Here is a 12,195-nt window from a genome sequence, read left to right on the forward strand (position 1 = left end):
CATGTGGGGACCAGGCGCCGGCGACGCCGCGGAAGACCAGGTTGCCACCGCTCCCGTCGTCGTACCGGCCTGGTCAGCGTCGTGCCGCCCCGCGGCGGGCGCCGGTCAGCCGGTGGGTGCGAGCCTGGCGGTGGTCCCTGCCAGTGCCGCGGAGAACTGGTCTGTGACCTGTGCCAGGGCCTCGGCGGCGCCCGGCGCGACGACCGTCGCCCCGTTGCCGTCGACGGTGATGTCCCGGTCGAGGGTGAACCAGCCGGGGACGATGTGCAGCGCGCCCATGGAGTTGAGCACGGGACGCAGCGCGTAGTCGATGGCCAGGACATGGGCCGTACTGCCCCCGGTGGCCAGGGGGAGCACCGTCTTGCCCGTCAGGGCGTACTGCGGGAGCAGGTCCAGCAGGGACTTCAGCAGGCCCGAGTAGGCGGCCTTGTACACCGGAGTGCCGATCACCACACCGTCCGCCTGTTCGAACAGGGCCGTGGCGGCGGTGATCGCCGGGTGCCGGAAGTCGGCGCCGAGGAGTGCCTCCGCCGGGAGGGCGCGTACGTCGAGCGGCGTCACGTCGTGCCCGTGCAGCCGCAGCCGGTCGTCGAGGTGGCGCAGCAGTCGCGCGGTGCGCGAGCTGGGGGAGGGGCTTCCGGAGACGGACAGGACGGAGGCCATGGGCGGACCTTTCGTGATCGGGATTCGGGCGGGGGCGCGGGGCCGGGGGTACGCCGGTGGCGGCCCGGTGTTCACCAGGAGCTCGACTCCACCGAGACCACCGGTACCAGCCCGTTGCGCAACGTCTCCAGGAAGGCGACGGTCTCCGCGGCCACCGAGCGGTGGTTCACGTCGTTGAGGACGTCGTGGTGGGCGCCGTGGACCACCGAGAGGCGGGCCCGGGCCTGGGACTTGGCCGTCCGGGTGAGGGCGTCGTGGTCCGCGAGCCGGTCCGCGTCGCCGACGAGGAACAGGGCCGGGACGGGCAGGTCGGCGTTGTAGGCGGCGGAGAGCAGGGCGTCGGGGACCGCGTCGCCGAGCGAACCCCGCCGGACCCGGGAGTCGTCGCTCAGTGTGCCCCTGTGCGCGGGGCAGGAGGTGCGTATGTCGAGTTCCTCGTCCCACGAGCCGACCGTGGAGGACGCGGACCCCGGAAGGCCGGCGAGAACGACGGCGTCCGCCGCCCATCCGGATCCGCCCCGTCCGAGGAGCGCGGCCAGCGCGACGGCGCCCGCGTCCGCTCCGACGAGCACCACGGGCCCGACGACACCGCCGTCGGCCGCCGTGCCGTCGACGGCGCCGGCCAGCGCGGCCCCGAAACGGCTGAGTGCCGCGTCGGTGCCGGACGTGTCGAAGTCCGGGGCGTCGATCACCCGGACCCGGTACGCGTCGGCGGCGAGCCGCCTGGCGAACCGTCCGTAGGTCGCGCGGGTCTCACCCCGCCCCGGCACCACGACGATCGTTCCGCGGGTGCGCAGGCCCTCGGGGGCGTGGTGGTCGGTGTACTCGGTCATCAGGGGCTCCTGGGCGTGTCGGCGATGGTGATGTCCCCGGCGTGGTCGGCCGGCCGGGGTTCCTCGGCGGTCGGGGCGGACCGGTTCAGCCGGCCACCGGACGGCGCTCGAGGGTGTGGCGGTTGACCGGGACCGGCAGGCCCAGGTTGCCGCGCAGGGTGTCGGCCTCGTACTCGGTGCGGAACAGGCCCCGCTTCTGCAGGATCGGCACCACGCCGTCGACGAAGAGGTCGAGTTCGTCCTGGGTGCGGAAGGCGAGGTTGATGCCGTCGAAGGTGCCGGCGTCGAACCACCGCTCGATCGTGTCGGCCACGGTCTCCGGCGCTCCGACGAAGGGGGAACGGCGGAACTCGGCCATGGACTGGGCGACCTGACGGAGCGTGAGCTGTTCGGTCCGGGCCCGTTCGATGATCTTCGCGGCGCCCGTGCGGCCCCCCTTCTCGGCGAGGTGGGCGACGTCCGGGAACGGGGCGTCGAGATCGTGCACGCTGAAGTCGTAGGCGCCGAAGGAACGGCCGAGCAGCGCGAGGTGACGGTCGAAGTCGTTGTCCTCCTCGAAGATCTCCCGCTCACGCCGCCGGGCCGCCTCGTCGGTGGTGGCGACGACGGGGCCCCCGTGGATGAAGATCTTGACGTGGTCGGGGTCCCGGCCGTACGCGGCGGTCCGCTTCTTGATGTCGGCGTAGTACTCCTGGGCCTGCTCCAGCGATCCGCCCGGCGCGTAGATGCCTTCGGCGACGCGCGCCGCGAGATCGCGTCCCTCCTCGGACACACCGGCCTGGAAGATGACCGGCTGGCCCTGCGGGGAACGCGAGATGTTCAGCGGACCCGCGACCTTGAAGTGCTCGCCCTCGTGGTTCAGTTCGTGCAGCCTGGACGGGTCCAGGAAGACGTTGCGGGCCACGTCCGCGGGGAAGGCGTCGTCCTCGTAGGAGTCCCACAGCCCGCGGGCGACCTCCACGAACTCCAGGGCCCGCCCGTACCGCGTGGCGTAGTCGAGGTGTTCGTCAAGGCCGAAGTTGCGCGAGGTGCCGGTGTCGAAGCTGGTGACGACGTTCCAGCCGGCCCGGCCACCGCTGATGAGGTCCAGCGAGGCGAAGCGGCGGGCGAGGTTGAAGGGCGAGTTGTACGTCGAACTCGCCGTGCCCACCAGGCCGATGTGCCGGGTGTGGGTGGCCACGGCCGACAGCAGGGTCAGCGGCTCCAGCCGGTTGAGGTAGTGCGACGGGTAGGTGGCGTTGATGAACTGGCTGTCGACGATGAACAGGGCGTCGAAGAGCGCGTGTTCGGCGGCCTGAGCCTGCCGGATGTAGTAATTGATGTCGATGCTGGCGTTCTTCGCGACGCGGGGGTCCTTCCACAGGCCGTGCTGACCGGGGCCGCCGACGCCGTAGGGATGCAGGGCGAGATGGATCTTGCGGGGCATGGTTCTTCCTGTCCGTGCTGAGGAGGGAGGGGGAGGAGGGGTGGGCGAGACGGGGGTTCAGGCGTGCAGCAGGGCGCGCAGCGCCGCGCGCTCGGACCGGTCGGCGGGGGTGCCGCGCAGGGTCGGGGCGGAACCGACGAGCAGCCGTGTGTAGGGGTGCTGGGGCCGGCCGACGATGTCGCGGGCGGCGCCGGTCTCGACCAGTTCGCCCCGGTACAGCACGGCGATGCGGTCGGCGGTCCCCGCGACGGACCCGAGGTCGTGGGAGATGAACACGAGGGCCACGCCGGTGGCGCGCAGTTCCTTGAGGATGTCCAGGACCTGGACGCGGTTGGCCGAGTCCAGGGCGCTCACCGGCTCGTCGAGGATGACCAGCCGCGGTTCGGTGACCAGGGCGCGGGCCACCGCGATCCGCTGGCGCTGCCCGCCGGAGAGCTCGCCCGGCAGCCGGCCGAGCAACTCCTCGGACAACCGCACGCGGGGCAGGAACGCGCGCACCCGCGCCACCGCCTCGTCGCGGGGCACACCACGCACGAGCAGCGGCTCGGTCAGCGACGCCTCGACGGTGAGGTCCGGGTCGAGGCTGCGCAGCGGGTCCTGGAAGACGTACTGGACCACTCCGCGGCGGCGCAGGTCGCGCCACTGGCGGGGGCCGTGGGCGGTGACGTCCGTACCGTCGATGAACACCGACCCGGCGGAGGGACGCACCAGTCCGAGTACGGTGCGGGCGAGGGTGGACTTGCCCGATCCCGTCTCGCCGATGAGACCGACGGTCTCGCCGGGGGCGACGCTCAGCGAGACGCCGTGCAGGGCCCGGCGGCGCCGGCGGCGCGCGCCGTGGTGGACCTCCAGGCCGGTGACTTCGAGGACGGGGCGGGTGTCGGCGTGCGGCGTCCCGGCGGTCACGCTTCCTCCTTCGGTGTCAGGAATCGTTCGAGTCCGTACTGCTCGTGCTCGCTGATCAGCAGCCGGGTGTAGTCGTGCCGCGGGGAGTTCAGCACCGTGCGGGTCGGTCCCTGCTCGATCACCTCGCCCTGGCGCATCACCAGGACCTCGTCGCACAGCTGGGCCACGACGGCGAGGTCGTGGGAGACGACGACGAGGGCGAGCCCGGCCCGTTCGCGCAGGTCGGCCAGGAGGTCGAGGATCTCCGCCTGCACGGTGACGTCCAGCGCGGTGGTGGCCTCGTCGGCGACGAGGATCCGCGGGTCCGCGGCGATCGCGGCCGCGATCAGCACGCGCTGGAGCATGCCGCCGGACAGCTCGAAGGGGTACTGGTCGTGCACCAGTTCCGGATCCCGCAGGTGCACCGCGCGCAGCAGGCCGAGGACCCGCTCCCGTGCCTCGCGGCGTCCGAGTCCCTTCTTGACCCGCAGGACCTCCGCGATCTGTCTGCCGATCCGCAGCGACGGGTTGAGGTAGGACGCCGGGTCCTGGAACACGGCGCTGATCGTCGCTCCGCGGAGCTCGGTCCACCGCGCGGGCGTGAGGGTGGCGATGTCGGTGCCGTCGATCTCGATCGAACCGCCGGTGACCTCGAAGCGGGCCGGCAGGATGCCCAGGGCGGCGCGGCAGGTGAGGGTCTTCCCGCTGCCGGACTCGCCGACGATGCCGACCACCCTGCCGGGGGTGAGGTCGAAGCTCACGCCGTGCACGATGTCCCGGCCGTCGGCGCGGTCACCGATGCGCACGTCGCGCAGGGAGAGCAACGGCGGGGACGGGTCCTGCGAGGGCCCGGACGCGCCGGACTCCTCGGCCCGGATGAGGAGCTTCTCGGAAACCGTCGTCATCACGCACCTCCTGCGGGGGCGGGGTCGGTTCGGTCGGCGCGGGCTCCCCGGCCCCTGACCAGCGCACGCCCCGTCTCGCCGGACACGTCGCGGATCGCGTCCGCGAGCAGGTTGCCGGCCCAGACGGTGACCGTGATCAGCAGCGCGGGGGTCAGCGGGGCCCACGGCCGGTGGCTGAGATAGCCGAGGTCGGAGGCGAGGAGGCCGCCCCAGGTCGGTTCCGGGGGCTGCACGCCGATGCCCAGGAACGTCAGGCTGGAGACGATGACGAAGCCGACGCCGACGGTCTGTGCGAGGGCCACCGCGATCGGCGGGAGTACCTTGACCCACACATGGCGGCGCACCACCCAGCCGACGGACGCGCCGGAGATCAGCGCGGCCTCGACGTACTGCGAGCGGGCCACCGCCAGCGTGGCGGCCCGGGACACCCGGTAGAACAGGGGCGACACCAGCACGCCCGTCACCAGCATCGCCTGCGTCAGCCCGTTGCCGAGCAGGGCGATCACCGCGACGGCGAACAGCAGGAACGGCAGGGCCACCAGGGTGTCGGCCAGGCGCAGGGTGATCCACTCGAAGACCCGGCCCAGGTACACCGACAGGATGCCGGGTGTCGCACCGACGACCAGCGCCGTGAGCGCGACTTCGAGCGCTCCCAGCACGCTGACCCGGGAGCCGTCGAGCAGCCGGCTCAGGACGTCCCGGCCGAGATGGTCGGTGCCCAGCCAGTGGCTGCCGGACGCGGCGGCGAGGGCGTTGTCGCTGGTGGCCAGCGGATCCTGCGGGGCGAGCAGCGGCCCGAGGACCGCCAGCAGCGCGACCACCGTGAGGATCGCGACGGCGATGCGGCCGGAGGTGAGGGAGAGGACTCGGCGGACCATGGTTCACACTCCCCGCTGCGCGGCCGGCGTGACGCGCGCCAGCACCAGGTTGACGACGAGATTGAAGGCGACGACCAGGGCGATCGACACCACGAGCACCCCTTGCACGGCCGGTACGTCACCGGCCTGTGCGGAGTCGTTGGCGAACCGGCCGAAGCCCTGCAGGCCGAAGATCCACTCGGTGACCACGGAGGCGCCGACCAGGGCCGGGAACTTCAGGCCCAGGGTCGCCAGCGTCGGGCCGAGGCCGTTGCGCAGGACGTGGACGAAGAAGATCCGGCGGGGGCTCAGCCCCCGTACGACCGCGCCCGTCACGTAGTTCTCCTGGTAGGCGGCGACCAGACTGGAGCGGAGCTGACGGGCCACGTCGGCGATGACGTCGAAGCTCAGCGCCAGCGCCGGAAGCGTGATGTGCGCGAGCCACGGCCCGAGCCCCTGCTCCGCCGGGACGTATCCGGCGGAGGGGAACCAGCCCAGCTGGACGGCGAGGACGGCGACCAGCACGATGCCGACCACGAAGGCGGGCAGCACCGAGATCACCGTGACGAACCCGGTGACCGCGCGGTCGACCCACGTGGTGCGGCGCAGCGCCGCCAGCGTGCCGAGCGCGAAGCCCACGACCACGCCGATGACCAGCGCGAACGTCGCGACGGACAGACTCACTCCCAGCCCCAGGCCGATGAGGGTGGAGATGTCGGCGCCGTTGGTCCAGCTGGTGCCGAGTTCCCCGTGCAGGACACCGCCGATCCAGTCCCCGTACTGGACCAGGAAGGGCCGGTCCAGGCCCCACTGCGCCTCGACCCGGGCGACGGCCTCGGGAGTCGCCTGCTCGCCGAGCTGGATACGGGCCGGGCTGAGGCCGCTCAGCGACCGCAGCGCGAACGTCACGAACGTCGCCACGAGGAAGACGGGCACGAAGATCGCGACCGACCGGGCGAGGGTGACCAGGGCGCGGCCCAGCGTGTGCCGCACCCTGGTCGCGGCGAGCCCGCCGCGCAGGCCGGCCTCCGCCGGAGCCTCGGCCGCCGTCACGACGTCGCCCCCTCGCCGCCGATGGTCACGCCGGTCCAGTCGATGTGGGCGGGGATCTCCGGCAGGCCGGAGACCGACTTGCTCTTGGCGATCAGGTTGGGCGAGGAGTACGTGAACACCAGCGCGTCACTCTTCAGGCCGGCCCGCGTCGCCGCCTGGAGCACCTCCGGGTACTCGGGCGCGTCCAGCGGGGTCCGGCGCACCTTGGCGATGGCCTCCTCGAAGCCGTCCGGCTGGTAGGGGGAGCTGAGGTTGAGCGGGCCGTCGGGGCCGAAGTGGGCGGTGAGGGTCTGGGCCGCGGAGTCCCGGCCGGTGGTGCTGTAGAGCGAGAACGTGAGGTCCTTGGCGAAGAAGGGCGTGGCCCAGTTCTTGTCTATCGTGATGTCGACGGTGATGCCCACCTCGGCCAGCTGTGACTGGACGATCTCCGCCTGGGGGTCCTCCGCCGGGACGACCAGGTCCAGCTTGATGTCACCGGCCCCGTAACCCGCCTCGGCGAGGAGCTTCTTCGACTTCTGCGGGTCGTAGGGGTAGGCGTCCTCGGACCGCGGGTCGTAGGCCACATAGCCCTTCGGGAAGGGCTGGTCGGTCACCTCGCCGTAGCCGAAGGTCAGTTTGTCGACGAACTCCTGCCGGTTGATCGCGTGCCGTACGGCGTCGACGACCTTGTCGTTGTCGAAGGGTGCCTTGTTGACGTTCAGGCTGATGTTGGAGGCGTTGAACCCGGGCTGGACGAAGACGTCGAGGCCCGCCTTCTCGGCCGCGTCCGCCTGACTGGGGTCGATGTCCGCGAAGTTGTACACACCGGTCTGCAGACCGGAGACGACCGTGGAGGCGTCGGGCGCCGAGGTCAGCTCGACCTGGTCGATGTGGATGTTCTCCGCGTCCCAGTAGTCGGGGTTCTTCTTCAGGACCGCCTTGGTCCCCGGGACGAGCTGCGTCACGGTGAACGGGCCGGCGCCGACCGGGTTCTGGTCCAGCTTCCCGGGCGAGGCGGCCGCCTTGGGGCTGGCGATCTGCAGGACCCTCTGACCGAGCAACTGGGGTATCTGGTAATCGACTTGATTGAGGTGGACGACCGCGTCCAGGCCCTTGGCCTCCACCGACTCGATCGACGTCAGATCGCCGAAGAGCGCCGAGTTCTTCTGCTTCTGCGCCCGCTCGACGGCGGCCTTCACGGCGGCGGCGTTCACCGGCTCTCCGTCGCTGAACTTCAGTCCGGGGCGCAGATGGAAGGTGATCCGGTCACCTCTGTCGTTGTACTCCCAGCTCTCGGCCAGATCAGGGACGGCCTTGCCGGTGGTGTCGGTGCGGGTCAACGAGGCGTACACAAGCGAGAGTTCGCGGAACTGGGCGCCGCTGCCCGAGACGACCGGGTCCCAGTGGGCGGGGAAGTAGGTCGAGGTCCACTTCAGGGTGGCGGCGCCGTTCGCGGAGGCCGCGTCACCGCCGCACGCGCTGAGGGCGGGGACGAGCACGGTGGCGAGGGCGGCGCCGAGTGCGGTGGCACGCAGTCGGCCGGATCGGCGGTGCGGTCCGGGGCGTCGGGGCGTGAGTCGTCCGGGCATCTCGTTCTTTCTGTGACGGTGCCGGCTCCGCGTGGCCGGACGGCCGCGGGCGGGAGCGGGGCAGGGAGGATCGCGCCACCGCGCCCGACGCCGGCACGGACGTACCGGGGCACGTCGAGGCGGACTCGGTGCCCATGGCGTCGGCGGGTGCGCGGAGGCGGACCGGACTGAGCGGCGTGGATGGCGGGGAACGCGCGGGAAGGGGACGGCGCGGACGGCGGGCGCGGCTCGACTGAGCGGCGGACGGCCGGAACTGACGGAGACCGTCAGGCGCAGGGGGGCCGCGGAGGGCGGTCGGTCAGCGACAGAGGGCGCTGCAGGTGCGCCGCAGGTCCACGTAGCGGCACACCACGCCGGGGTGCGTCGTGAGCATGTGCCACATCCTGGGGGCAGCCACGAGCGTCTGTCAATGGACACCTATTGGTGTCTCATTCGGCGGGACAGGTCCCGACCGCAGATCAGCGACCTTGTCGCGGGGCGGCCGGAGCGCCCGGGCGGGTCGCCGGGTGCGTCGCGGCCTCCCGCGGGTGCAGCCACAGCGGGCCGTTCCCGGTCCCGACCCGGACCGCTCCGGGCGGCGGCCACGGACCGTCCGTCAGCAGCCGTGCTTCCGGTCCGGTCAGGCTTCCGTAGCGCCGCAGTGCCTCGTTCGGGGCGAGAGGGGCCTTTTCCGGATCCCACGCCAACCGCGGACACAGCTCCCGTACGGCGTCGGCGTACGCCTCGTAGGGGCGCCACCCCGGAACCACGCGGTGGCTGCCCGGCGCCCGGACGAGCACGGTCGGCAACGCGTACCGGTGGCCGCCGTCGGGAGTCTCCTTCGCGGCACCCGGATGCGGCGAACCACCCGGCGCGTGAAGGGATTCGAGGACCGGACGACGCGCCTCGCGGTGGTCGGCGCGCACCCGGTCCAGTACGGCGTCGGACGAGGCGTCGACGGACAGCCGCGCCAGGTCCAGTCCCGGTGTGCCCCGTACCGCGGACAGGGCCAGCGCGGGAGTGTCGGCCGGTTCGCCGAGGACGAAGACGGTCTCCCGCAGTCTGCGCAGCACCCGCTCGGCCACTTCGGAGCCCTGCAGTTCCGCCGCCTTGGCGACGAGCGAGGCCGGCCAGGAACTCGCCGCCACCCGGCTCAGCCGAACCGCCCGCGGAGCGCCGGTGTGCCGGCAGACCTCGTCGACGTAACCCTCGTACCAGGCGGTCTCCGCCGCCGGGTCGGGCGGCGGGTCGTCGTCCTCGTCGAAGAGAACGCAGAAGACGCGACGCAGCCGCACCCGCTCGGGCAGGGCCGCGCGCAGCCGGCGGAACGCGGGCTCCGAGCCCCACGCCCAGGGGCACAGCGGATCGGTGTACTCCACCACCTCCACCAGGGACTCGCCCGACTCCGCCGTCACGCGGCTCCCTTCCCGGACAGCCCTGCGCCGGCCGGCACGGGCAGCAGCGAGGCCACGGTCACCCCGCCCAGCACGGCCGCGGCGTCCGCCTCGATCCGGCGCCACACATCCGGCAGCCCGGCCGCGGCGCCGGGATAGTCCAGCGCGTCCAGGGGATCGCCGCGCAGGGTGAGCAACTCCCCGTCGACCGCACGGGAGATGTCCAGCAGTGTGATGTCCTCGGCGGGCCGGCCCAGCCAGTAGCCGCCCTCGCAACCGCGCTGGCTGCGGACCAGTCCGCCCTTGCGCAGCTCGCCCACGACGGACTTCAGGAAGCGGAACGGGATCTGCTGGGAGGAGGCGATGGCCTCGCACGTCAGCGGGCGGGCGGGTTCACGGGCGAGCTCCAGAAGGGCCCGCGTGGCGTAGTCCGCCTTCGCGGAGATATGCATGGCGTCCATGATGCCGGAACTCATCCTCCCGGCGGGTGTTTCCACCCGCTTCCGTCGTCTGTTGCGGGAACATTGCCGCAGGTGAACGGCAATGGACACCTCTTGACATCTTTTTCGGCGCCCTTCTAGCGTCCCCGGCATGAGCGAGTCGTTGACAGCCCCGGGTGAGGGCTTCCATCCCCATCTCCACGACGCCCCCGGGCGGTCGGCCGCCCCGCTGCGGACCCGCCTGCACCATGTGCGCGCCGGCTCCCTCGACGGTGACACGGCGCAGACCGGTGGTATGCGCAGGTTCGCCGCCGTGAGTGGGCGGACGGTGGGCTCCGAGAAACTGTGGATGGGCCAGACCCACGTCGCGCCGGCGACCTCTTCGTCCGACCACCACCACGGAGAGTCGGAGACCGCGATCCATGTGGTCAGCGGCCACCCCGAGTTCGTCTTCCTGGACGATTCGGGTGAGCACGCCGAGGAGGTGCGGCTGCGCACGTCACCGGGTGACTACATCTTCGTCCCCCCGTTCGTTCCGCACCGTGAGGAGAACCCGGATCCGGCCGAGGAAGCGGTGGTGGTCATCGCCCGCAGCACGCAGGAGGCGATCGTGGTGAACCTGCCCCGGCTGTACGCGCTGCCGGCCGACGAGGACTGACCGGTTGAAGGCAGACAGTTGCGCCCCCGTGGCTTCTGGGCCTGCTGGGCGAGACGGGGCGCAGAGACCGCAGCGGGGTGCGGGCCGCCTCGTCGTTCCGCCGAAAGGCGGGGGCGTCGGTGCGGGGCCGGGCGCACGCGACCTGAACGCGGCTGTCGGTCGGTGCGCCGAGGCGCGATGAGGCGGGGGTGGGGCCGCGCAGACCCGCGTCGATGACGCGGCCGCCTGCCGGGGAGGCCGAGTCCGCACCCGGGCAGGACGACGTGCTCGCCCGGCCGCAGTGCGGTCAGGTCGGCGTCGTCGGAGATGCCTGGTGGCAGGTGCGAGGCGGCCCGCTCGGCCAAGGACGGGCAGGGCACGGCCCCTCGATGGTGGACGTCTCGTCGGTGCACGTGTGACGTCCTCGGCCGCGGAGTTCATGTGCGGCAGCGGCGACTGCCCGTGCCGGCAGATCCGGCCCGGTCCCGGCGGGTGAGGATCCACCAGAGGGATGATCGGCTTCCTGCCGTTGTCCCACAGTTCCATAGGGTGAGGTCTGGGGACCATTTGGGGACCACACGGTGCTCGCGTGCCTGCACGGCACGCTTGCTACCGCACGGCGTGCGCCCTGGTTCCAGGTTGTACGTGGCGACAGAAAAGATCAGCCGTACTCCTGGGGCCCTGACCATGCTTGGGGAACGGAGGGCTGCTGCTCCTCGTCCTCTTCCGTGTCCTCCTGAGGGTGCCACGGCATCCATGTGAAAGGGTCGTCGGTGGCGAGCGGCCCCATGGGGCCGAACTCGGACTTCTCGCGACGAGAAAAAATGACCGTTCGCGCCACCCCGAGGGCGGCGGGCCGTAATGCGCCGCGCGACCCGTTCAGGTCTCGCGAAAAAAGAAGGACGCTACCCATTTCTGCCTCTCATCGGGTGCCCGGACGCAGGGATGTGCCGCGCATCGCAATGGGCGATTTACCCCCATCCCGCCATGGCACATACGACGCGATGGTCCATTCGAAACAGTAAGCAACAGGCTAAGGCAGCTTCAAGAGCGATACAAGTGATAGCGGCCGGAAGGAATGAATGACTGGAATCGGTCGGGCTCGGCTGTCCGCGACCGGGCATGTTTCCCGGACGCCTTCCCCGCGTGAAAAAGCAGGTAAATCGGCTCTTCGCGGCCCTGTCCGTCCGGAGGACCGTCCCGCAGGGATTCACTCATGTCCGTTCGGGGTGGTACGGCGGACCGGCTCCTGCCCGCTTCGGCCTTCCAGCCGGCCGCCGGCGGCGATATCCGCTCCGCCGGCGGAGCGGGCGGGTGGGCAGGGTCCGTGGACGGCGACGCCGTGGGCACCGGAGTCCGGTGACGGACGGTCAGGGAGCCACCCGGGACGGCACCCGGCCCCGCTCGCCGGCGTGAGCAGTCACCGCCGATGCCCTGCGACCTGATCCGAACGACAGGCCCTAGGTGTATTGATCACGAGCGTTGTTAACGCCGACGGGGCTTGATCATGGCGAAGACCTCCGGTGTGGTGGAGCTGTCTAGGACTGCACCGCAC

At 71.7% G+C, this 12,195-nt stretch carries 12 protein-coding genes; 2 read left to right on the forward strand and 10 right to left on the reverse strand.

Annotation, left to right across the window (positions count from 1 at the left end; all coding sequences use genetic code 11):
* Positions 1–105 precede the first annotated feature (105 nt).
* The 10 genes from ssuE to ACIQR3_RS28680 form a co-directional block, all read right to left on the reverse strand.
* Positions 106–663 (reverse strand): NADPH-dependent FMN reductase, encoded by a 558-nt coding sequence (gene ssuE / locus ACIQR3_RS28635; RefSeq protein ID WP_403543521.1) that lies wholly within the window; start codon positions 661–663, stop codon positions 106–108.
* Positions 664–734: 71 nt separating this feature from the next.
* Positions 735–1,496, reverse strand: a complete 762-nt coding sequence (locus tag ACIQR3_RS28640) for an alpha/beta hydrolase (protein WP_403543522.1) — start codon at positions 1,494–1,496, stop codon at positions 735–737.
* An 85-nt stretch (positions 1,497–1,581) separates the two neighbouring features.
* Entirely contained in the window at positions 1,582–2,922 is a 1,341-nt protein-coding gene (locus ACIQR3_RS28645; protein WP_403543523.1) for an LLM class flavin-dependent oxidoreductase, read from the reverse strand.
* A 57-nt stretch (positions 2,923–2,979) separates the two neighbouring features.
* The gene (locus ACIQR3_RS28650; RefSeq protein ID WP_403543524.1) at positions 2,980–3,828 is read right to left on the reverse strand and encodes an ABC transporter ATP-binding protein; all 849 of its coding nucleotides are present in this window, start codon (positions 3,826–3,828) and stop codon (positions 2,980–2,982) included.
* Complete coding sequence (locus ACIQR3_RS28655) at positions 3,825–4,712, reverse strand: ABC transporter ATP-binding protein (RefSeq protein ID WP_403543525.1); 888 nt, start codon at positions 4,710–4,712, stop codon at positions 3,825–3,827. The genes ACIQR3_RS28650 and ACIQR3_RS28655 overlap by 4 nt, the downstream gene beginning before the upstream one ends.
* On the reverse strand, positions 4,712–5,590 hold the full coding sequence (locus tag ACIQR3_RS28660; RefSeq protein WP_403543526.1) for an ABC transporter permease: 879 nt from the start codon (positions 5,588–5,590) through the stop codon (positions 4,712–4,714). The genes ACIQR3_RS28655 and ACIQR3_RS28660 overlap by 1 nt, the downstream gene beginning before the upstream one ends.
* A 3-nt stretch (positions 5,591–5,593) precedes the next feature.
* Entirely contained in the window at positions 5,594–6,589 is a 996-nt protein-coding gene (locus ACIQR3_RS28665; protein ID WP_403543539.1) for an ABC transporter permease, read from the reverse strand.
* A gap of 29 nt (positions 6,590–6,618) precedes the next feature.
* Positions 6,619–8,190 (reverse strand): ABC transporter substrate-binding protein, encoded by a 1,572-nt coding sequence (locus ACIQR3_RS28670; RefSeq protein ID WP_403543527.1) that lies wholly within the window; start codon positions 8,188–8,190, stop codon positions 6,619–6,621.
* Positions 8,191–8,648: 458 nt separating this feature from the next.
* A complete protein-coding gene (locus ACIQR3_RS28675) occupies positions 8,649–9,584 on the reverse strand; it encodes a DsbA family protein (RefSeq protein WP_403543528.1) in 936 nt (311 codons plus the stop codon).
* Positions 9,581–10,015 (reverse strand): RrF2 family transcriptional regulator, encoded by a 435-nt coding sequence (locus ACIQR3_RS28680; protein WP_403543540.1) that lies wholly within the window; start codon positions 10,013–10,015, stop codon positions 9,581–9,583. The genes ACIQR3_RS28675 and ACIQR3_RS28680 overlap by 4 nt, the downstream gene beginning before the upstream one ends.
* A gap of 139 nt (positions 10,016–10,154) precedes the next feature.
* On the opposite strand from ACIQR3_RS28680, the gene ACIQR3_RS28685 reads away from it, so the two are divergent.
* Together ACIQR3_RS28685 and ACIQR3_RS28690 are read left to right on the forward strand one after the other, a co-directional pair.
* Entirely contained in the window at positions 10,155–10,661 is a 507-nt protein-coding gene (locus ACIQR3_RS28685) for a cupin domain-containing protein (RefSeq protein ID WP_403543529.1), read from the forward strand.
* A gap of 212 nt (positions 10,662–10,873) precedes the next feature.
* Positions 10,874–11,059 (forward strand): hypothetical protein, encoded by a 186-nt coding sequence (locus ACIQR3_RS28690; protein WP_403543530.1) that lies wholly within the window; start codon positions 10,874–10,876, stop codon positions 11,057–11,059.
* The last annotated feature ends 1,136 nt before the right edge of the window (positions 11,060–12,195 follow it).

The organism is Streptomyces sp. NPDC090994 (assembly GCF_044768905.1).
GTDB lineage: Bacteria > Actinomycetota > Actinomycetes > Streptomycetales > Streptomycetaceae > Streptomyces.